Source organism: Gandjariella thermophila, from assembly GCF_005405885.1.
Classification (GTDB): Bacteria; Actinomycetota; Actinomycetes; order Mycobacteriales; family Pseudonocardiaceae; genus Gandjariella; species Gandjariella thermophila.
Genome location: NZ_BJFL01000014.1, coordinates 1 through 19,645, shown reverse-complemented (window position 1 = coordinate 19,645; position 19,645 = coordinate 1). Strand labels below are relative to the sequence as shown.

At 71.3% G+C, this 19,645-nt stretch carries 20 protein-coding genes and 2 tRNA genes; 14 read left to right on the top strand and 8 right to left on the bottom strand.

Translation table 11 applies throughout. The annotated features are described in order from the left end of the window. On the bottom strand, positions 1-735 hold the full coding sequence (locus FFT21_RS14955) for a Type 1 glutamine amidotransferase-like domain-containing protein (RefSeq protein ID WP_137814476.1): 735 nt from the start codon (positions 733-735) through the stop codon (positions 1-3). Positions 736-849: 114 nt separating this feature from the next. Here FFT21_RS14955 and FFT21_RS14950 point away from each other — a divergent pair, with 114 nt between their 5' ends. From FFT21_RS14950 to FFT21_RS14915, 8 genes are all read left to right on the top strand, one after another. Further along, on the top strand, positions 850-1,791 hold the full coding sequence (locus FFT21_RS14950; RefSeq protein ID WP_137814475.1) for an ABC transporter ATP-binding protein: 942 nt from the start codon (positions 850-852) through the stop codon (positions 1,789-1,791). Further along, positions 1,788-2,522 (top strand): ABC transporter permease, encoded by a 735-nt coding sequence (locus FFT21_RS14945; RefSeq protein ID WP_137814474.1) that lies wholly within the window; start codon positions 1,788-1,790, stop codon positions 2,520-2,522. Before FFT21_RS14950 ends, FFT21_RS14945 begins: the two co-directional genes overlap by 4 nt. 70 nt (positions 2,523-2,592) lie before the next feature. Further along, positions 2,593-3,765, top strand: coding sequence for a sensor histidine kinase (locus FFT21_RS14940; RefSeq protein WP_137814473.1), 1,173 nt, complete (start codon positions 2,593-2,595; stop codon positions 3,763-3,765). Continuing rightward, positions 3,762-4,367 (top strand): response regulator transcription factor, encoded by a 606-nt coding sequence (locus FFT21_RS14935; RefSeq protein ID WP_137814472.1) that lies wholly within the window; start codon positions 3,762-3,764, stop codon positions 4,365-4,367. Before FFT21_RS14940 ends, FFT21_RS14935 begins: the two co-directional genes overlap by 4 nt. Positions 4,368-4,427: 60 nt before the next feature. Then, positions 4,428-5,081: a YdcF family protein gene (locus tag FFT21_RS14930; RefSeq protein WP_137814471.1), complete on the top strand. Its 654-nt coding sequence runs from the start codon at positions 4,428-4,430 to the stop codon at positions 5,079-5,081. A gap of 78 nt (positions 5,082-5,159) precedes the next feature. After that, on the top strand, positions 5,160-6,431 hold the full coding sequence (locus FFT21_RS14925; RefSeq protein WP_137814567.1) for a deoxyguanosinetriphosphate triphosphohydrolase: 1,272 nt from the start codon (positions 5,160-5,162) through the stop codon (positions 6,429-6,431). A gap of 64 nt (positions 6,432-6,495) precedes the next feature. Continuing rightward, entirely contained in the window at positions 6,496-6,750 is a 255-nt protein-coding gene (locus FFT21_RS14920; RefSeq protein WP_137814470.1) for a hypothetical protein, read from the top strand. Positions 6,751-6,767: 17 nt separating this feature from the next. Then, complete coding sequence (locus FFT21_RS14915; protein ID WP_137814469.1) at positions 6,768-7,898, top strand: serpin family protein; 1,131 nt, start codon at positions 6,768-6,770, stop codon at positions 7,896-7,898. A 140-nt stretch (positions 7,899-8,038) separates the two neighbouring features. Here the strand turns inward: FFT21_RS14915 and FFT21_RS14910 are convergent, their stop codons facing one another. Further along, positions 8,039-8,974, bottom strand: coding sequence for a sigma-70 family RNA polymerase sigma factor (locus tag FFT21_RS14910; RefSeq protein WP_371856807.1), 936 nt, complete (start codon positions 8,972-8,974; stop codon positions 8,039-8,041). A gap of 53 nt (positions 8,975-9,027) precedes the next feature. On the opposite strand from FFT21_RS14910, the gene dnaG reads away from it, so the two are divergent. From dnaG to FFT21_RS14895, 3 genes are all read left to right on the top strand, one after another. After that, positions 9,028-10,935, top strand: coding sequence for a DNA primase (dnaG, locus tag FFT21_RS14905; protein ID WP_137814467.1), 1,908 nt, complete (start codon positions 9,028-9,030; stop codon positions 10,933-10,935). Beyond that, positions 10,935-11,486: a hypothetical protein gene (locus tag FFT21_RS14900; protein ID WP_371856806.1), complete on the top strand. Its 552-nt coding sequence runs from the start codon at positions 10,935-10,937 to the stop codon at positions 11,484-11,486. The genes dnaG and FFT21_RS14900 overlap by 1 nt, the downstream gene beginning before the upstream one ends. Positions 11,487-11,573: 87 nt before the next feature. Beyond that, positions 11,574-12,338 (top strand): trans-aconitate 2-methyltransferase, encoded by a 765-nt coding sequence (locus FFT21_RS14895; protein WP_137814466.1) that lies wholly within the window; start codon positions 11,574-11,576, stop codon positions 12,336-12,338. On the opposite strand, the gene FFT21_RS14890 is transcribed toward FFT21_RS14895, so the two are convergent. Beyond that, the gene (locus FFT21_RS14890; protein ID WP_137814465.1) at positions 12,331-12,573 is read right to left on the bottom strand and encodes a hypothetical protein; all 243 of its coding nucleotides are present in this window, start codon (positions 12,571-12,573) and stop codon (positions 12,331-12,333) included. The genes FFT21_RS14895 and FFT21_RS14890 overlap by 8 nt on opposite strands. Positions 12,574-12,718: 145 nt before the next feature. Here FFT21_RS14890 and FFT21_RS14885 point away from each other — a divergent pair. Beyond that, positions 12,719-12,791: transfer RNA gene (locus FFT21_RS14885), tRNA-Asn, on the top strand. Positions 12,792-12,979: 188 nt separating this feature from the next. Further along, a tRNA-Ile gene (locus tag FFT21_RS14880) sits at positions 12,980-13,057 on the top strand. On the opposite strand, the gene FFT21_RS14875 is transcribed toward FFT21_RS14880, so the two are convergent. Further along, positions 13,023-14,672, bottom strand: a complete 1,650-nt coding sequence (locus tag FFT21_RS14875) for a recombinase family protein (protein WP_137814464.1) — start codon at positions 14,670-14,672, stop codon at positions 13,023-13,025. The genes FFT21_RS14880 and FFT21_RS14875 overlap by 35 nt on opposite strands. A gap of 295 nt (positions 14,673-14,967) precedes the next feature. Here FFT21_RS14875 and FFT21_RS14870 point away from each other — a divergent pair, with 295 nt between their 5' ends. Beyond that, positions 14,968-15,732 carry a transposase family protein gene (locus FFT21_RS14870; RefSeq protein ID WP_137814463.1) on the top strand — a complete coding sequence of 255 codons (765 nt, stop codon included), beginning with the start codon at positions 14,968-14,970 and terminating at the stop codon, positions 15,730-15,732. A 25-nt stretch (positions 15,733-15,757) separates the two neighbouring features. Here FFT21_RS14870 and FFT21_RS14865 read toward each other — a convergent pair whose 3' ends face one another. The 4 genes from FFT21_RS14865 to FFT21_RS29170 all read right to left on the bottom strand — a co-directional run. Next, the gene (locus FFT21_RS14865; RefSeq protein ID WP_137814462.1) at positions 15,758-15,994 is read right to left on the bottom strand and encodes a hypothetical protein; all 237 of its coding nucleotides are present in this window, start codon (positions 15,992-15,994) and stop codon (positions 15,758-15,760) included. A gap of 450 nt (positions 15,995-16,444) precedes the next feature. Then, positions 16,445-17,509 carry a replication-relaxation family protein gene (locus tag FFT21_RS14860; RefSeq protein ID WP_225978426.1) on the bottom strand — a complete coding sequence of 355 codons (1,065 nt, stop codon included), beginning with the start codon at positions 17,507-17,509 and terminating at the stop codon, positions 16,445-16,447. A 775-nt stretch (positions 17,510-18,284) separates the two neighbouring features. Beyond that, the gene (locus FFT21_RS14855) at positions 18,285-19,163 is read right to left on the bottom strand and encodes a hypothetical protein (protein ID WP_137814461.1); all 879 of its coding nucleotides are present in this window, start codon (positions 19,161-19,163) and stop codon (positions 18,285-18,287) included. A gap of 146 nt (positions 19,164-19,309) precedes the next feature. Beyond that, the coding region (locus tag FFT21_RS29170) for a glycosyltransferase (protein WP_192909550.1) at positions 19,310-19,645 on the bottom strand (336 nt) is incomplete at its 5' end.

Here is a 19,645-nt window from a genome sequence, read left to right as displayed (position 1 = left end):
CTACGCCAGCCGGCGCACGTCGAGGCGGTGCTCGACGGCCGAGCCGGTGGCCGCGTCCCGCTCCACCAGGTACGCGCCCGCTTCCGGCCGCTCGGCCACCGCCTCGGCGAGTTCGGTGCCCCGGTAGAGCAGGCCGGCGCCGTCGTCGGTGCAGTACGTGCGGGGCAGCTCACCGGCGGCCACCGCGGCGTGCACGGTGGGCCGGCGGGCCGCCTCGGAGTCGTAGTGCACGCCGTTGCCGTAGGGCAGCAGCCCGAGCCCGTTGGTGACCACCCGCAGGTCGGGGCCGAAGGAGTCGGTGGCGCCGCCGACGTGCCAGCAGATCGAGCCGGCGGACACCCCACCCAGCACCACTCCGGCCCGCCACGCCCGGCGCAGCACGGCGTCCAGCCCGTGCACCCGCCACACGGCGAGCAGGTTGGCCACCGACCCGCCGTTCACCCACACCACGTCGTGCGAGCCGACGAAGTCGTCGAGGTCGGCGGTGGGCGGCATGGGGAACAGGTTCAGGTGGTTCACCTCGACCCCGGCGACCCGGCCCGCCTCGGACACCCGGGCGTTGGTCGAGAGCTGGTCGCCGCCGGCCGTGCCGACGTGGCAGAGCCTCGGCCTTCGACCCTCCACACCGGACAGTTGGAGTGCGTAGCGGATCAGCGGGCCGAACTCCATCTGCACCCAGCGGCCCGCCCGCCACCCGCCGGAGGTCGCCAGGATCGTCGGTTCGTCGGCTGACATGACGTGATCATCTCAGGCCCGGTGTCACCGAGTCAGGTGGAATGACAGTTGTCATGGTCGAGTCGTGACGACTGATCTCCGACCGGGCGACGGCCGCGCGGCATCGTTGCTGCCATGACGACGAGAACCCAGCAGGCCGGCACACCCGGCGCGGTGGCCAGCGGCGCCGCGGTGGCGCTGGCCGGCCTGCGCAAGCACTACGGCGAGGTTCGCGCCGTGGCCGGGATCGACCTGGTGATCAGCCCGGGCGAGGTGGTCGCCCTGCTCGGCCCGAACGGGGCCGGCAAGTCCACCACCGTCGACATGATGCTCGGGCTGACCAGGCCCGACGCCGGCGAGGTACGGGTGTTCGGCCAGCAGCCCCGGGACGCGGTTACCAGCGGCACCGTCGGCGCGATGCTGCAGGCCGGCGCGCTGCTCGACGACGCGACCGTGGCGGAGACCGTCGGCCTGGTCGCGGCGCTGCACCGGGCGCCGATGCCGGTGGGCGAGGCGCTGGACCGGGCGGGCGTGGCCGACCTGGCCCGGCGCCGGTGCGGCAGGCTGTCCGGTGGCGAGAAGCAGCGGGTCCGCTTCGCGGTGGCGCTGGTCTGCGACCCCGACCTGCTGGTGCTGGACGAGCCCACGGTGGCCATGGACGTGGCGGGCCGCCGCGGCTTCTGGCAGGCCATGCACGCGTACACCGAGACCGGCCGCACGGTGCTGTTCGCCACGCACTACCTGGAGGAGGCCGAGAACTACGCCGACCGCGTGGTGCTGATACGCGCCGGCCGGATCGTCGCCGACGGTTCGGTGGCGCAGGTCCGCGCCGCCGTCTCCGGCCGCACCGTGCGCGCCGTGGTGCCCGGCGCCACCGAGCCCGCGCTGGCCGGCCTGCCCGGGGTGACCAACGTCCAACTGCGCGCCGGCCGCGCCGTGCTGCACTGCGCCGACTCCGACGCCACGGTGCGCGCGCTGCTCGCCGCCTACCCGGACGCGCACGACATCGAGATCACCTCGGCCGGCCTGGAGGACGCCTTCCTCGCGCTGACCGGTAACCCGGAGGAGCACCGGTGAACATCAAGTACCTCGCGCTGGAGACCCGGCGGGTGATCCGCGCACCCCGCTTCCTGATCTTCACGGTTGGCTTTCCCGTCGTGTTCTACCTGCTGTTCTCCAACCTCTACGGCAACCAGGGCGGCGCGGCCGAGCAGGCCGCCACCAGGGCGTGGATCATGGCCGGGATGGCCGCGTTCGGCGCGCTCACCGCCGCGGTGTCCACCGGCACCCGGATCGCCACCGAGCGCGGCGCCGGCTGGCAGCGGCAGCTGCGGCTGACCCCGCTGTCCGGCGGCGCCTACCTGGTCACCAAGGCGTTGGTCGGCATGCTCGTCTCGGTCGGCCCGCTGCTGCTGGTCTGCGCGGTCGGGGCCGCCACCGGGGTGCGGCTGGACGCCGCCGCATGGGCGCAACTGGTCATCGGCACCTGGCTGGGCCTGCTCCCGTTCGCCGTGCTCGGCGTGCTGATCGGCCAGCTGTCCACCCCGGACAGCGTGCAGCCGATAGGCAGCGCCACGTTCATGCTGCTCAGCATCGGGGGCGGGCTGTGGTTCCCGCCGGAGCTGATGCCGACCTGGCTGAACCGGCTCGCGCACGTGCTGCCCAGCTTCTGGTACGGCGGCATCGGGCGGGACGCGGTCGGCCACCAGGGCGTCACCATGCAGACCGTGCTCGTGCTGGGGGTGTGGACGGTCGGCCTGGCCCTGGTCGCGGCCCGGCGCTACCGCGCCGACACGGCCAGGGTGTGACCTTCCCGGTGGGCGCGCGTCAGCCGCGCGCCCACCGGAGGCGTCGGAGAAAGGTTCTACGGTGAGTGCCGTGTCCGACAAGCAATGCCGGCAGGTCGTCGGCCTGGCGTCCCGGCGCGGCCGCCTCCGCTGGCTGATACCCGGCGGGTTCTTCTCGCTCTTCCTCGTCCCCTCGGCGGTGCAGCATGTCACCGAGGCCGGATCGCTGCCGCGGGCCGTGCTGATCGGCGCCGTCTTCGGCGGGTACGGGGCCGCCTACCTGGTGGCTCCACCGCTGCTGTGGCCCCGCCCGGTGTGGGTCAAGATCGTCGGCTCGGTCGCGCACCTGGCGCTCGGCTTCGGGCTACTCGCGCTGTTCGGTCAGGACTCCCTCATCCTGATGATCTACGCCATGGGTGTCGCCGCGGTGATGCTGCCGGTCCCGTGGGCGGTCCTGGTCGACGGCGCCGTGCTGGCCGCGCTGGTCGGCTGGACGCTGGCCACCGACACGCTCGCGGTGCACGGCGGTGAGCTGGTGACCCTGCTGTCGGTGTCGGTGTCCCTGGTGTTCATGGGCGAGCTGGTGCGGACGGTGGTCGAGCTGCGTGCGGCGCGGGACGAGGTGGCCCGGCTGGCGGTCGCCGAGGAGCGCGCCCGGTTCGCCAGGGACCTGCACGACGTGCTCGGGCACAGCCTCACCACGATCACCGTCAAGGCCGGCCTGGTCCGGCGGCTGCTGGAGGCCGGAGCCGACCGCGAGCGGGCGGCGGCCGAGGTCCGCGAGGTGGAGCAGCTTGCCCGGCAGGCGCTCACCGAGGTGCGGGCCACGGTGTCCGGCTACCGGGAGGCGTCGCTGGTCGCCGAGGTCGCCGGGGCGCGGGCGGCGCTGCGCGCGGCCGGCGTCGAACCGGTGCTGCCGCACGCGGTGGACGACGTGCCGGCCGCGCTGCAACCGGTGTTCGGCTACGTGCTGCGCGAGGGAGTGACGAACGTGTTGCGGCACAGCGGCGCGACGCGCTGCGAGGTGCGGCTCGGCCGGACCTGGCTGGAGATCCGGGACAACGGCCCCGGCGGGACGTCCACAGTGGACTCGCTGGGTGCCGGGCACGGCCTCGAAGGGTTGCGGGAGCGGCTGGCTGCGGTGGGCGGCACGCTGGAGGCCGGGCGCCTGCCGGCCGGCGGGTTCCGGTTACGCGCCAGCGTGCCGCCGGCCGCCGAGCGCGAGGCCGCGCCGGCCGCCGAGCCCCGGCTGGGCCTGGCATGATCCGCGTCCTGCTCGCCGACGACCAGGCCCTGGTGCGCGGCGCGCTGGCCGCGATGCTCAACCTGGAACCGGACATCGAGGTGGTCGCCGAGGTGGGCTCCGGGTCGGACGTGCTGGACGCGGCCCGGCGCAGCGACCCGGACGTGGCACTGCTGGACGTGCAGATGCCCGGCAAGGACGGGTTGGCGGCGGCCGCCGAGTTGCACCGCGCACTGCCATCCTGCCGGGTCGTGGTGTGCACCACGTTCGGCCGGCCCGGCTACCTGGCGCGCGCCATGGCGGCCGGCGCGGTCGGGTTCGTGGTCAAGGACGCGCCACCCGAGCAGTTGGTGGACGCGGTGCGCCGGGTGCACGCCGGGCTGCGCGTGGTCGATCCCGCCCTCGCCGCCGAGTCGCTGGCCAGCGGTGTGAGCCCGCTGACCGAGCGGGAGCGGGAGGTGCTGCTCGCCGCCCGGGACGGCGGCACCGTGGCGGACGTGGCCAGGCTGCTGCACCTCTCCGAGGGCACGGTGCGGAACCACCTGTCCTCGGCGATCGGCAAGACCGGCGCGCGCACCCGGGCCGAGGCGGCCCGGCTGGCCGAGGAGCGCGGCTGGCTGTAGGTGTCCCGGGCGGGGGAGGTTTCGCCGGCCTGAGAACCGCTTCTGCCACGATGGTGTGCTGTGAGCAAGCGCTCTCCCTCTCCCGGATTCCGGTTACGGCGGTACGTGCTGCGCCTGCTGCTCGGTTCCGTGCTGGTCGCCGCGGTGGTGGTCGGCGGGACGGCGGTGCGTGTCTGGCAGGTGGCCCGCACCGACGACCGGCAGCGCGCCGACACCGCGGTGGTGCTCGGCGCCGCCCAGTACGACGGCCGCCCCTCGGACGTGCTCCGGGCGCGGCTGCAGCACGCCAAGCAACTCTACGACACCGGGGTGGTCCGCTACCTGGTCACCGTCGGCGGCCGCAAGCAGGGCGACGCCTACACCGAGGCGGAGGCCGGCATGCGGTGGCTAATCTCGCAGGGCGTGCCCAAGGACCGGGTGCTGGCCGTCGAGGAGGGCAGCGACACGCTGCGCAGCCTGCGCGCGGTCGCCGCGGCGGTGAGGCCGCGCGGCTGGCGCACCACCGTGCTCGTCAGCGACCCGTGGCACTCGCTGCGCGCCCGCACCATGGCCGACGACTCCGGGCTGGTCGCGTGGACCTCGCCCACGCACAGCGGGCCGATCGTGCAGACCCGGGACACGCAGATGCGCTACATCCTGCGGGAGACCGCCGCGCTGCTGTACTACCGGGTCACCCGGGCGCCCGCCGACGACATCGGTACCGGCCTCGGCTGAGCGGTCCGGCCTGGCGCCGTGCGGTGGAACCAGGCACCGGCGTCGGTGCGGCTCCCTACCCTTGAGCCGATGCAGCCGATGCGCACCGGATACACCGAGCACGACGCGGAACGGCGGTTCGACGAGCCGCCGAAGGCCGGCGCGTTCCCGGGCACCGCCAGCGACTGGCGCAACCCGTTCGCCCGGGACCGCGCCCGGGTGCTGCACTCGGCCGCGCTGCGCAGGCTGGCCGGCAAGACCCAGGTCGTCGGCCCCGGGGAGGGGGCCGAGGTCAGCGGCGTGCCCCGGACCAGGCTCACCCACTCCCTGGAGGTGGCCCAGATCGGCCGGGGCATCGGCGCGGAGCTGGGCTGCGATCCGGACGTGGTGGACACCGCCGGGCTGGCGCACGACATCGGCCACCCGCCCTTCGGGCACAACGGCGAGGCCGCGCTCGACGAGGCCGCCGAGCCGTGCGGCGGGTTCGAGGGCAACGCGCAGACGCTGCGCATCCTCACCCGGCTGGAGCCCAAGGTGCTCGGCCCGGACGGCCGCGGCTACGGGCTGAACCTGACCAGGGCCAGCCTGGACGCGGCCACCAAGTACCCGTGGCCGCGCACCCCGGGCATGGTCAAGTTCGGGGTTTACCCGGACGACGCGGAGATCTTCGCCTGGGTGCGGGACGGTGCCGAGGACCGCCGCTGCTGCCTGGAAGCCCAGGTCATGGACTGGTCCGACGACGTGGCGTACTCGGTGCACGACGTCGAGGACGGCGTGCTGGCCGGCCGCATCTCGCTGCACATGCTCGCCGACGCCGAGGAACGCGCCGCGGTGGCCGAACTGGCCGCCCGGCACTTCTCCACCGAGGCGGCCGCCGGCCTGGAGGCCGCCGCGCTGGACCTGCTCCGGCTGCCGGTGGTGGCCGAACTGGCCGCCGCCGAGTACGACGGCTCACTGGGCGCGCAGGTGGCGCTGAAGCGGCTGACCAGCGAGCTGGTCGGCCGGTTCGTCTCCGCGGCGGTCACCGGCACCCGGCGGGCGTTCGGCGACGGTCCGCTCACCCGCTACGCCGCGCGGCTCGTGGTACCCGCGCAGGCGGCCGCCGAGGTGGCCCTGCTCAAGGCGGTGGCGCTGCGCTACGTGATGAGCGACGAGCGCCGGCTGGCCGCCCAGCGACGCCAGCGGGAACTGCTCGCCGAACTGGTGGCGGCGCTGTGCCGGCGCGCACCGGACGCGTTGCAGCCGGCGTTCCTGCCCGCGTGGGAGGCTGCCGCGGACGACGCCGCCCGGCTGCGCGTGGTGATCGACCAGGTCGCGCTGCTCACCGACGCCCAGGCGGTGAACTGGCACGCCGCCCTCGTCGGCCGCTGACCGCTCGTTGTCCGCCCGTGGTGAACGCCGCGCCCGGCCGGGTGATCGGTGGCACACTCGACACATGGGCGGGGTGGACCGGAAGCTCAGGCGCCTGCTGGCGCGGGTGTTACGACGCCGGCGGGTGCCGGCCGGAGTCGGTGGGCGGCGCAGGCGCGGACCGGGCTTCCCGCACGGCTGGGACGGCTGGAACGGCGAGGACGGCGGCGCCGGGGTGCGGGAACCCCGACGGCCCCGCCCGTCCGGCCCGCAGGGCTCCGGAGCGGCGCAGCCACCCCCGCCACCGGAACACGTGCACCTACCGGACGCCAGCCGGTAGGAACGAGGGGAGCCGGAGTGACCCGAGCAGCGCAGACCACCGGACGCGCACACCTCGCCTTCGTGCTGGCGCTGCACCGGTCGCTCGCCCCCGACCCCACGCGCACCGCGTGCTGGTCGCCGTACTCGGTGGCCAGCGCCCTCGGGCTGACCGCGTTCGCCGCCCGCGGCGCCACCCGCGACGAGCTGGTCACCGCCCTGCTCGGCGAGCCCGGCGCGGACCCGCGCGCCCTCGCCGACGCGCTGAGCGCGGCCGCCGAGCTACCCGGCGAGCACGGCGCCGAGACGCCGGCGCTGACCGTGGCCAACACGCTGTGGGCGGCCCAGGGGCTGGCGGTGCGCCCCGAATTCGGCGACGAACTCGCCGCATGGCCAAACGGCGCGGCGCGCACCGCCCCGTTCGCCGACGACCCCGAGGCGGCCCGCGCGCTGATCAACGACTCGGTGGCGGAAACCACCCGAGGCCTGATCCGGCAACTCGTCCCGCCCGGCGCCGTCGGCCCGGACACGCTGTCCGCCCTGGTCAACGCGCTCTACCTGCGCACCGGCTGGCGGAACCGGTTCCCCGAGCACGCCACCGCACCGCAGCCGTTCCACGCGCCGGACGGCCGCCGGGACGTGCCCACCATGCGGCTCACCGCCAAACTCGGCTACGCCGCCCGGCACGGCTGGCAGGCCGTCACCCTGCCCGCGGTGGGCGGTGTCGACGCCGTGGTGCTGCTGCCGGACGGCGACCTGGCCACCGCCGAGCCGGAACTGGACACCGCCCGGCTGGCCGACCTGCTGGACGCGCCCAGCCCGGCCCGGGTGGATCTCGCCCTGCCCCGGCTGCGGGTCGCCGAGCGCGCCTCGCTGCAGGAGGCACTGGGGCGGCTCGGGGTGCGGCGGCTGTTCACCAAGGCCGCGGACCTAGGCGGGCTGTTCGTCCGCGAGCGGGCGTACGTGGACGCGGTGCTCCACGAGGCGGTGCTCCGGATCGACGAGCAGGGCCTGGAGGGAGCCGCGGCCACCGCGGTGATGTTCCGGATGGCCGCGGTGATCCGCGAGGAACCGCCCGTGGTGGTCCGGGTGGACCGGCCGTTCCTGGTGTTGGTCCGGCACGCCGGCACCGGCGCCGTCTACTTCCTCGCCCGCGTCGTCGCACCCTAACCCCTCGGCGCTGTCCCGCGCCCGGGCCGCCGGCTCGTCCGGTGCGCCGAACGGCCCGCGACCGGCGGCGTCGCACCGCTACGCGACGTCCAGCCGGCCCGCAACGCTCGCCCGGCCCGCGACGTCCGGCCGGCCCGCCGCTAGAAACGCACGCGGGTGAGCTTGTCCGGGTTGGCGATGTCGTAGATCGCCGCGATCCGGCCGTCCCGGACGGTGAACGCGGTGACCCGGCTGGTCAGCGGTGGGTGCTCGCCGTCCCCAGGCGTACCGGGGAGCGCCAGCCCGATGTCGCCGTTGACCAGCACCGGGCGGCCGGCCAGGTGCGGCACCACTCCGTACTTGCGGACCAGGCCGAGCAGGAAGCGGGCCACCTTGTCGGCGCCGTGGAGGGGCCGCAGCGCGGTCTTGGCCTTGCCGCCGCCGTCGCCGACGACCGCGACGTCCGGGTGCAGCAGGCGGACCACGGCGGGCACGTCGCCGGCATTCACCGCGGCGATGAACTCCTCGACCACGGCCCGCTGGTCCCGCAGCGACTGCCGGGACGGCGGGTCGGCGTCGGCGACCGCGCGCCGGGCGCGCGAGGCGTACTGCCGCGCGGTCGCCACCTCGCAGCCCAGCACCTCGGCGATCTCGGCGAACGGCAGGCCGAACGCGTCGTGCAGCACGAACGCCACCCGCTGCTCCGGCGTCAGCCGGTCCAGCACGACCAGCGCGGCCAGCCGCACCCCGTCGTCGCGCACCACCGCGTCCAGCGGGTCCTCGCCCGGCTGACCGGGCAGCGGAGTGACCACCGGCTCCGGCAGCCACGGCCCGACGTACCGCTCCCGCTGCGCGGCCGCCGAGCGCAGCCGGTCCAGCGCGATCCGGCTGACCACGGTGGTCAGCCAGCCACGCAGCTCGCGGATCTCGGCGCGGGCCGCGGGGTCCAGGCCGGACAGCCGCAGCCACGCCTCCTGCACCGCGTCCTCGGCGTCGGCCAGCGTCCCGGTGAGCCGGTAGGCCACGCCGAGCAGGTGCGCCCGATGCTCGGTGAACCGCCGAGCCAGCAGGTCGTCGGTGACGGACACGCGCTCCAGTGTCGCGCACGCCGCGCGCGGCCGGTCGGCGGTGCCGCCTAGACTCGATCGACGTGGCTGGACGGATCCGGGAGAGCGACATCGCCGAGGTGCGGGAACGCAACCGGATCGACGACGTCGTCGGCGAGTACGTATCCCTGCGCCGGGCCGGCGGCGGCGCCCTGAAGGGCGTCTGCCCGTTCCACGACGAGAAGACGCCGTCGTTCAACGTGCGGCCGAGCCACGGCACCTTCCACTGCTTCGGCTGCGGCGAGGGCGGCGACGTGATCGCCTTCGTGATGAAGATCGAGCACATGGGCTTCGTCGAGGCGGTGGAGCGGCTCGCCGACCGGGTGTCCTACCGGCTCACCTATGAGGGCGGCGGCACCACCGTGCAGCGCGACCGGGGCACCCGCACCCGGCTGCTGGAGGCGCACCGGGCGGCCGCCGAGTTCTACGCCGAGCAGTTGCGCACCCCGGAGGCGGTGAAGGCCCGGGAGTTCCTCGCCGAGCGCGGCTTCGACGAGGCCGCGGCGACCACGTTCGGCTGCGGCTTCGCCCCGTCCGGCTGGGACCGGCTGACCAAGTACCTGATCCGGCGCGGGTTCGAGCTGGACGAGCTGTACCAGGCGGGGCTCGCCCGCGAGGGCCGGCAGGGCCCGATCGACCGGTTCCACCGCCGGCTGCTGTGGCCGCTGAAGGACCTCGGCGGCGACGTGGTCGGCTTCGGCGCGCGGCGGATCTTCGACGACGACCCGATCGAGGCCAAGTACGTCAACACGTCCGAGACGCCGATCTTCAAGAAGTCCCAGGTGCTGTTCGGCATCGACATGGCCAAGCGGGAGATCGCCAAGAAGCGCCAGGCCGTGGTGGTCGAGGGCTACACCGACGTGATGGCCATGCACGCGGCCGGGGTGCGCACCGCGGTCGCCTCGTGCGGCACCGCGTTCGGCGACGAGCACATGGCGGTGCTGCGCCGGCTGCTGCTGGACGACTCGTTCTTCCGCGGCGAGGTGATCTTCGTCTTCGACGGGGACACGGCGGGGCAGAAGGCCGCGCTCAAGGCGTTCGAGGGCGACCAGCAGTTCGTCGCGCAGACCTACATCGCGGTCGCCCCCGGTGGGATGGACCCCTGCGACCTGCGCCAGGCCAAGGGCGATCAGGTGGTCGCCGACCTGGTCGCCCGCCGGCAGCCGCTGTTCGCCTTCGCGGTGCGCGCCCAACTCGCCGAGCACGACCTGGACACGGCTGAGGGCCGGGTGGAGGCGCTGCGCCGCACCGTGCCGCTGGTGGCGCAGATCAAGGACGTGTCGCTGCGGGACGAGTACGCCCGCCAACTGGCTGGCTGGGTGGGCTGGGAGGACATCGCCACCGTGGTGCGCCGGGTCCGCGAGGTCGCCGGCGGGGGCGCGCCGGCCACGCCGCGCCGGCGGAAGGCCCAGCCCAAGGACCCCAACCAGGGCGCGCTGTCCGTCGAGGTGAACGGCCCGCCCCGGCCGCAGCGGGACGACCCGCGGCTGTGGGCGCAGCGTGAGGCGCTCAAGGCCGCGCTGCAGGTGCCCGGCCTGGCCGGGCCGTACTACGACGCGCTGGCCGAGGAGGCCTTCACGCACCCCGCGTACCTGGCCGTGCACCGCGCGGTGCTGGCCGCCGGCGGCACCTCATGCGGCCTGGCCGGGTCATCCTTTGTGGACGCCGTGGCGCAGCGGTGCCAGCACGACGTGGTGCGCTCCGTGGTCACCGAGCTGGCCGTGGAACCGTTGCAGGCCAAGCGGGAGCCGGACGCCCGGTACGTGGCTGGCGTGCTGGCCCGGCTGCAGGAGAACCTGGTGTCCCGGCAGATCGCCGACCTGAAGTCGCGGCTGCAGCGGATGTCCCCGCTGGACGAGGCGGACGAGTACCACACGCTGTTCGGCGACCTGGTCGCGCTCGAGCAGTACCGCAAGGCGCTGCTGGAGCAGGCCATGGGGGGCCTGGAGTGATCTCGTGGTGGCGCCGGCTGGTCGACCGGGCCACCGGTCGGGCGCTCCCGGAGGGTTTCACCGGCGAGCTGGCCGCCGAGGAGTACGTGATCGGGGTGGCCGGCCTGCGCGGCGGTGGGCACCTGGTGGCCACCTCGCACGGGCTGTGGCTGCCGCACGGCGAGGGTTACCGGCGGCTCGGCTGGCACCTGATCAGCAAGGCCACCTGGAGTGGTGGCGCGCTCGAGGTCACCGAGGCGGAGGAGACCGGTACCGCGGGCAGCGCGGTGCTGCTGCGCGACCTGCCGGTGGCCCGGTTCGTGCTGGCCGAGCCGGGACGGGTGCCCGAGGTGGTGCAGCGCCGGGTGACCGAGTCCATCCGGTCCCGGCACCACCAGGAACTGCCCGGCGGGGGAGCGTGGTTCGTGCAGCGCCGGGTGCCCGGCCGGGACGGGATCGTGCTCCAAGTGCGCGTGGACGAGGGCACCGACGTGGAGTTGGTGCGCCGGATCGCCAGCGAGGTGGGCGACACGATCAACCGCGCCGCCCGTGAGCAGCGCCGGCACCAGTAGTGTTCCCTGACCAATCGGTTTAAAGTACGTACGTACGGTTTGAGTGGTGCCGTCACGTCGCGCCCCGGAAGAACCAGCGAGGTCACCATGTGGGACCCGAGCACCTACCTGCGCTTCGCCGACCAGCGCGCCCGGCCCTTCCACGAACTGCTGGCCAGGATCGACGCCCCGGCACCCCGGCACGTGGTCGACCTCGGCTGTGGCGCCGGGAACCTCACCGCGCTGCTCGCCGAGCGCTGGCCGAAGGCCCGGCTGACCGCGCTGGACTCGTCGCCGGACATGGTGGCCGCGGCCCGCGAACTCGGCATCGACGCCGAGGTGGCCGACCTGCGTTCCTGGCACCCCGACCCGGACACCGACGTGGTGATCAGCAACGCGGTGTTGCAGTGGGTGCCGGGGCATCAGGAGCTGCTCGCCGGGTGGGCCGGCGCGTTGCCGCCCGGGGCGTGGCTGGCGATCCAGGTGCCCGGCAACTTCCACGCCGCCTCGCACGCCCTGACCAGGGAACTCGCCGCGTCACCCGAGTGGAGCGCCGAGCTGGCCAGTGCCGTGCTGCGCGACCCGGACCCGGTGCTCGACCCGGAGGGGTACGCCAACCTGCTCGCCGACGCCGGCTGCGAGGTCGACGCCTGGGAGACCACCTACCTGCAGCGGCTCTCCGGCGACGACCCCGTGCTGCGCTGGATCAGCGGGACCGCGTTGCGCCCCGTGCGCGCGGCCCTGGACGACCGGCGCTGGGAACGTTTCCAGTCAGAGCTGGCGCCCCGGCTCCGGGCGGCCTACCCGCCCAGGGCGGACGGCACCACATGGTTCCCGTTCCGGCGAGTCTTCGTGGTGGCGAGGGTCACCTGACCGGTTCCGGCGTGGTCGGCCGGCGCCGGGCACGCGCCGCGGCGTCCCCGTGCGCACTCTCGGTCGGGCGGCCCATCCACTCGCCCACCTTGGCCCGGGCCACGCCGGCCCAGCCCTGCACCGCCGGGTGGTCCACGACGCCCCGGTAGGCGCGGACGATCTGCTCGTACCGCTCGCGGCCGGCCCGCGTCCCGAGGACGTAGCCGACGGCGGCGCCCAGCAGGAAGGTCTTCATGGGTCCTCCCTTCTCCGATCAACGTGTACCCACGGCCATCCTCCCCCAGTCCACCCGCGGGTGCCCGGGGGGTGAACGAAGCCCCGTAACGGGTGCGCTATAGTTGTGCACGGCCGGGCCGAGAGCCCGGCCGCAACGGCAGCGTTCCTCCGTAGCTCAATTGGCAGAGCATGCGGCTGTTAACCGCAGGGTTGGTGGTTCGAGTCCACTCGGAGGAGCCCGGGCGCGAGGGCCTCGTCCACTCCGGACGGGGCCCTCGCCGCTATCTGCGGGCTCCCCTCACCGGCCGGGGATGGCCGGCTTGGCCGGTCGAGACGCCACCGGCCGATCGAGCCCCTGAGCGAACGCCGCTCCCACCACGGCGGTACTCTGCCCAGCGCGGTCATCGTCACGCGACCCGCTCCGGGGGGCAGTAGCTCAGCAGGTTAGAGCAGCGGACTCATAATCCGTCAGGTCGTGGGTTCGAGTCCCACCTGCCCCACCAAATTAGTCATTGCACGAACACCTTCCTTCGAGGCCCTGGCTGGCGCGTTGTCGCTGGTCAGGGCCTTGTTTGTGGCTGCTGCTGTGTCGTGGTCGGTGCTGGGTTGGAGGATGCGGTACCTGGGGATGACGGTGCTGGGGCTGGTGATCTTGACTTCGGCGATGAGGGTTTCGATCAGAGCTTTGCGGGTCTGGTCGCTGCCCCGGTCGATGACCCTGGTGATGTGATCGGCGATCTTGGCGAGCGTGGCCGCTTCGGGGACGGTGGGCTCGGCGTCGAGAGCGGAGGCGAGTTCTTCGCGGCGGGCGTGTAGTTGCTTGCTGGTGGCGCGCAGCTCGGCGAGGCGTTGGCCGACCAGTTCCTCATCGAGGGTGCCGTTTTCGAACGCGGTGAGGTAGCGGTCGATCTTGCCGTTGGTCTCCGTGATCTTGGTTTCGACGCTGGCGAGTTCGGCTTGTTGTGTGTCGTGCCCGGCGCGGTGTTGCCGCTGGGCTTCGGCTACGGCGTCGGCGATGAGCGCGTGGTGGTCGCGGTAGAAGCTCGCGAGTGCGCCGAGCACGGCTTGCTCGACGGCGTCGGCGTTGATGCGGTGCCCGTCGCATTTGGTGGTGTCGTAGCGGGAGCGGGTGAAGCAGGTGTAGTAGCGGTAGACCTTGTTCTTGCCGGTCGCGCGGGTGCCGATCATGGCTTTGCCGCACTTCGGGCAGCGCATGAGTCCGGTGAGCTGGTAGTCGGAGCCGTTGGCGCGGCGGTGGGCGTGGTCCTCGCCGCGTTCGGCGAGCAGGCGTTGTGCTTCTTCGAAGGTCTCGGTGTCGATCAGGGGTGTGTGGCAGTCGTTCACGGTGATCTCCCGGAAGGACAGTTCGCCGATATAGACGCGGTTCGAGAGGACCCGCAGGATTTGGTAGGCGGACCAGGTGCCGCCGGTGGTGGTGCGGTGACCTCGCTCGTTGAGCACACGAGCGACGACCTTCGAGCCCAACCGGTCGTAGGTGTACAGCCGGAAGATCAACCGCACGATCGGCGACTCGTCGGTGTGGGGCACGAGCCGGTGAGTGTCGTGGGCGACGGTGTAGCCGAACGGCCGCCTGCCGCCCTTCCACAGGCCCTTGGCGGCTTTACGTTCCATCCCATTGATCACGCGGTCGATGATGGTGTCGCGTTCGAACTGGGCGAACATGCCCAGCATCTGCACCAGCATCCGCCCCATCGGCGTGGAGGTGTCGAACGGCTCCGTGGCGGAGCGGAACACCACGCCGCACTGGTCGAGTTCATCGAGCAGGGTCACCATGTCCCGCAAGTTCCGGGAGAACCGGTCCACCCGGTAGACCAGCAGCACATCGATCAACCCCGCTCGCGCGGCGGCCAGTGCCCGTTGCAGGTCATCCCGCTCGGTGGTCGCGCCCGAGGCGTCGTCGGAAAACCGCATGGCCACATGCCAACCGGGCTGAGGCTCCACATAGGACTTCAATCGCTCGTCTTGGGCCTCGATGGAGTAGGGCTGGTGTTCGTCGTCGGTGGAACGCCGCATGTAGACCCCGACCCGGACCGTGTCGAGATCATCCAGCGTCATCGCCGCATTCTTGGTGCGTCGCGCGGTGCTCGATCGCCCCATGAAAAAACTCCCTCAGTGTTCCTTTTCGATGCCCGATCCGGGCCATTTTTAGCTGGCCCGGATCGGCCGTGAACAAAACTGTTTTCGTGGCGACAAGAGCTGACTAAGAACCGACTAACAACGCAGGTCACAGCGGGTATCGCGCATGATTGTATTATCCCTTGTCGTGGTCATCTTGGGAAGGTGATATGTCTGAGCGTTATTCAGGCCGGCTTGATCACCTCAAAGTAGGGCAACGACCCCGATCAGGTAAGATCGTTTTCCTACCACAGAACACGACTTACAGGCGGGGCCGTTGCGTTACCAGTCTACTACAGGACTTGCTGCCGACCAGATCGAGGAGCTTGTTGCTCGCATTTGGCAGATCGTCTCCTGTAATAAAAAGCAAGTCTGGCCTCCGGTGGTGGGACTGTATCGCGCTGTCGTACTCACCTTGGTATACGTCCGGCAGAATCTGAACCAGGCGGCTGTGGGCGACCTGTTCGGAGTCAGCCAGTCGACCGTATCGAGAGTTTATCGATCCATACTTCCGCTGATCGGGCAGGCGTTGTGCCTGCACGTTCCGAACCTCGAAGAGGCGATCCGCGGCCGACTCGTCCTGGTCGACGGAACCGATGTGCCCACCGGCAACCGCGCAGGTCACGAGGACAACTACTCTGGCAAGCGCCGCCGGGCCGGACTCAACATTCAGGTTGCCGCCGATACCAACGGAGGCCTGTTGGGAATATCGATACCCTTGCCTGGGGCAATGCATGACCGAAAATCGTTTACTGAGTGCGGCTGGGAAGATCTTCTGGCCGATGTCCCAGTCATCGCCGACCCTGCCTACCAGGGAACTCACGCAATCACGCCTCGCAAGAAACCCAAGGGTGGCGAGCTCTCTATCGGCGACAAGGCAAACAACAGGGTGATCTCCTCACTGCGCTCTGCCGTCGAACGATGCATCGCCCATGTCAAGAACTGGAAGATACTTGCCACCGGCTTTCGAGGGCGCCTCGCCGAGCTTCCGAATGTCATCCGAATCGTCACCGCACTGGAGTTCTACCGACTTGGCTGGTAAGGGCTCTGAATAACGCTCTCTGGTTTTAGGCGGCTTTTTCGTCGTCTGGCGGGGTGTCTTCCTGTTGTATCCATTCATTGATCAAAGCGGCGAGTGCGATGACCGCGCGGCGGTATTCTTCGGCGGTCATCGGCTCGGTCTCGATCCGTTCCACCGTAACGCCGGCGCGGGCTGTGCTGTGGTGAAGCGGTACGACGTTGCCGTGGGCATCACCTGTGTTGTCGGTGTGCTCGTGGCGGTTTTCGGGGTTGTGGGGGCACATAGGCACCTCCGGGTGCCCGCGAGCCCGCATCGTGGGCGGGAGGTCGCGGGCGGCTGGTCGGCAGCATGGGCAACCGTCGACGCAGCGGGCACAACGCCAGCCGGATCACCCGAACCCCGTGCCGTGTCAGGCTTTCCAGGGGTGCGGGCACGCGCCATGACGCGCGCTGTGGTGGCTGGCGGTGCCAGGCTGGAACAAGGCCGGTGGGCTTCGACTCCCCGACTGCACTCGGGCACCCGTCGGGGCCAGCGATCACCGGCCGGAGTTCTGGGCTCTCACCGCCCACGATCAGCGAGACCACCGGCGAGACCGGGGCGAGACTCGGTGTCTCGTCTCGGTTTCCCGGTCTCGGTGTCTCGATCATGGTCTCGGCTGGGGTCTCGCGCGGGGCGAGACACATGGGGCGGGTCGACCAGAGAGCACAGACGATCGTGTCGAGTTGTCAAGGAGTCAGGCGGGACGCCGCCGCTGCCACGGTTGCCGCGCGGGCGTCCCGTGGCTCGTGGTGTCCTCGTCGGGATCGGGGTCGGTGAGCACGAGGTCGCCGACGTCGATCCCGCGCCGGTTGGCCTCACGCATCTCGTCGGTGACGCCGTCGAGGTAGGCGCCCTCGTCGTCATCGTCATCGTCGAGCGGCGACGGCGGACGGGTGGCCAACTCGGCCAGCACCCTGGGAGTGCCGTCGTCGGTGGTGCCGCCGATCACGGTGGGCAGCTCGCCCAACCGCACCCGCCGGGCCTGCTCGGGCACGACGGTGACCACGGACCACACCTCGCCCGCCGGACCGTCCGGGTGGCCATGCTCGCGGGACGCGGTCGCCACCGGGACGGAGGAATGCTTGGCCTGCAAGGCTTTCCGCAAGCCCTGTTCGCGGCGGGCGCTGCTGGTCCAGATCAGCACCATGCCCGCCAACCGCCGCGCCACATCCAGACGGTCGGTGTAGGGCTTGCCGGACCCGGTGTAGCGGTCGATCTTGTCCGCGACACGGCGCAGTGGTTCGGTGCCGGTGTCGTGTTCCAGGAAGAACCCCAGCCACCGGCCGTGTTCGTGCCAGCAGCCGTAGCCGTCCGGGGTGATCTTGTTGCCGTAGAACTCAGTAATCGACTCCTCGGAGCGCCACGTGTGCAAGCCCTCGCGGGCGAAACCCCGCTCACCGGCGGCGAACGCGCCAAGCCCGACACGACGCGAGTAGTCGGCCAGCTCAGCGAAGAACTGATTCACCCCCAACAGGTGACCCAGCCTGGGCGATTCGAGGATGCGGCGCAGCCGATCCGCGTGCGCCGCTGGGCGCGGCGGACTCGTGCCGTTGTGGGCGGCGCGCAGCTCGACGCCGCGATAGCCCAGCAGGTAGTGAAACGGCTTCGAGCCACCTTCGGCGCGATACGGCTGCGTGCGCCACAACACGCCCAGATCAGCCAGGTGCAGCAAGCGATGCTGTGCGCGCGAGATCGACGGAAACACCAGCGCACGAAGCTGCTCCGTGGTCAGAACATGATGTTCAGCAACCAGTTCCAATACCAGACGATCCCGAGGCGTCAGCGTGGCCCACAGCGCCCCGTCCGGTGCTCCGCCCGCCGCCCTGCGGCGACGCCCCCGCGCGGCAGACGTGAAAGGAGACTGATTGTGACCAATCAGTCGGACACCCGCGCCGCGCGCCGTGTCCCCGCCCCGACCTGCGGAGCGAGGGACAAGGCCCCCTGCGGATGCCCCTGCGGCCCTGGGACGCACCGCACCCGTCGCCCCATCCGCAGCCCCACCCGCCGCGCGAGCCGCGCGACGGTGAGCCTCGTTGTGTCTGCGGTCAGCCATCAACACCACCCATCGGTCAGAGGAACCCTGGACGCCCCTGAAGTCCGGAAAAACGGCCCTCATAGGACAGCGATCAAGAAAAATGTGACCAATAACACACTTGGGTCTGATGGTGTGGTGACTGCCGATCGCCCGCCGCGCGAGCATGATCACCGGCCTCCTCCAGTGTGCCAGGAAACCCAAGCACTACAGGAGAGGCAATTGACGACCGATTTTGGACACCGACGCTTGAAAGTTCGCTCGGCCGGAGCAGCGCAGCTTGGTAGGCTCGCCGGTGCTGGTCGATCTGCGGATACGGCTGGAAGTGAGCCCGGTGCGCCCGCGTCGTCGTGGGACTCCGGGCCTCGCGCTACTCGCCCCGCTCCCACCTCTCTCGGCCCGAGGGGTAGTTATCCCCAGGAAGTTGGGGGACGAGCGTTCCGTCCTTACAGCGGCGTGACCAGCGATGTTGTTCCTTGTTCGCGGCAACTCGGTCGGCAACTCATAAGTTGCCGATGACTTGCCGACATGAGTTGCCCACGGACTTGCGGTCCGTGTACTCCTTGTGATCAAGGGCCTCCGTGTCGAGGATGCGACAAACTTCCGGCCACGGCACCAGTAGCGGTTCGATTCCGCTCCAGTAGGCGTGTGCCCACCGCACGATCCGACTGAGTCCAAGGCCGTCGGTGCGCTGGGCTTCGGCACGGAGCAGGCGGCGAACGGCGTGACCGGGGCCGCGTGGTGCGGGGCGGATACCGGTGCCGACGATGAGGGTCGCGGTGCGTACGGCGTCGAGGACGCGAAGATCTGCCTGCCCGTCCAAGGTGCCGTACACGACGTTGGCCCATGTTCGGCGCGTGAGTAGCCAGGCCAGCCGTTCGAGGCCGGAACCGATGTCGGTGGCTAGCTTCGATGGGTCCTCGTTGTTCCACAGCAGCACGGCGTCGCCAAGTTCGCGGCCTTCGTGATGAAACCGCAGGGTGATCCCCGCGACTGGGGCGCGTTGCCAGACAACCAGGTTGCCGCTGATGGTGAGGTGCTGGGCGTGGAAACCGAGGCGTGAGAGCGCGCTGATCCATGTGTCGATCAGGGCCGCATGTTCGGGAACGGTCTTGATCGGCTCGACGATTGAGACGTTGACGAACGATGTGGCGAAGCCTGGTAACAACGTGCCGTGCTCATCGCGCTGGCCTGTGAACCGCACGACCGGCTGCGGGACGAACCCGTGCGCGTGCACGTGGCGGTGGCCGTCCTTGAGGTACGGGTCGAGGGCTTGGATAGCCGAGAACGTCAGCTCGGCGTCGCCCAAGCCATGCAGGGGCAGCAGGTTTCCTCGTCGGACGCCGTGGGCGGCGCAGACGTCCGCCAGAGTCGTGATCATCTCGGACCACGATGGCGGGCACCGCGGCGGGTAATAGGCGGAGGAGGCTTGCCCATAGGTGAGAGTGACGTGGTCACCGTCGAGGGTGCAGTCCCATCGGGGGAAGGTTTGCCGGAGCGCGGCCAGTAGTTCGAAGGGGCGTCCCGTCAGCATGGCCGCGCGGCAAGTGCCTGGAAATGCCGGACGGGGTCAAACCGGGCAAGTCCGATTTCCTGTACCTCGGCCGCACGGAGGGGCGTTACCTGCTCGATCGCGTCCGCGAGCGCTTTCGCCGCGATCTCGTCATCGTCGTCGTGATCGAGTTGGACCACGAACCCGCTCCGTTCGCATAAGGCGGCCTCCGCGCAGGTACCTGGGTCCCAGGCCAGTGCGATGACCGGCGTCCCGGCTCGCAGGGCTTCGCCAAAGCTGGCAGCGCCAGCTTCGATGTAGTTCCGCGCGCAGGTGTAGACGAGCGCGCCCGCCTCGGCCAGCAGCCGCAT

Excerpts from the sequence above, each read along its gene's own strand:
- FFT21_RS14955 (WP_137814476.1), bottom strand. The coding sequence starts at position 735 with ATGTCAGCCGACGAACCGACGATCCTGGCGACCTCCGGCGGGTGGCGG.
- FFT21_RS14950 (WP_137814475.1), top strand. The coding sequence starts at position 850 with ATGACGACGAGAACCCAGCAGGCCGGCACACCCGGCGCGGTGGCCAGC.
- FFT21_RS14935 (WP_137814472.1), top strand. The coding sequence starts at position 3,762 with ATGATCCGCGTCCTGCTCGCCGACGACCAGGCCCTGGTGCGCGGCGCG.
- FFT21_RS14925 (WP_137814567.1), top strand. The coding sequence starts at position 5,160 with ATGCGCACCGGATACACCGAGCACGACGCGGAACGGCGGTTCGACGAG.
- FFT21_RS14920 (WP_137814470.1), top strand. The coding sequence starts at position 6,496 with ATGGGCGGGGTGGACCGGAAGCTCAGGCGCCTGCTGGCGCGGGTGTTA.
- FFT21_RS14895 (WP_137814466.1), top strand. The coding sequence starts at position 11,574 with ATGTGGGACCCGAGCACCTACCTGCGCTTCGCCGACCAGCGCGCCCGG.
- FFT21_RS14890 (WP_137814465.1), bottom strand. The coding sequence starts at position 12,573 with ATGAAGACCTTCCTGCTGGGCGCCGCCGTCGGCTACGTCCTCGGGACG.
- FFT21_RS14875 (WP_137814464.1), bottom strand. The coding sequence starts at position 14,672 with ATGGGGCGATCGAGCACCGCGCGACGCACCAAGAATGCGGCGATGACG.
- FFT21_RS14865 (WP_137814462.1), bottom strand. The coding sequence starts at position 15,994 with ATGTGCCCCCACAACCCCGAAAACCGCCACGAGCACACCGACAACACA.
- FFT21_RS14855 (WP_137814461.1), bottom strand. The coding sequence starts at position 19,163 with ATGATCACGACTCTGGCGGACGTCTGCGCCGCCCACGGCGTCCGACGA.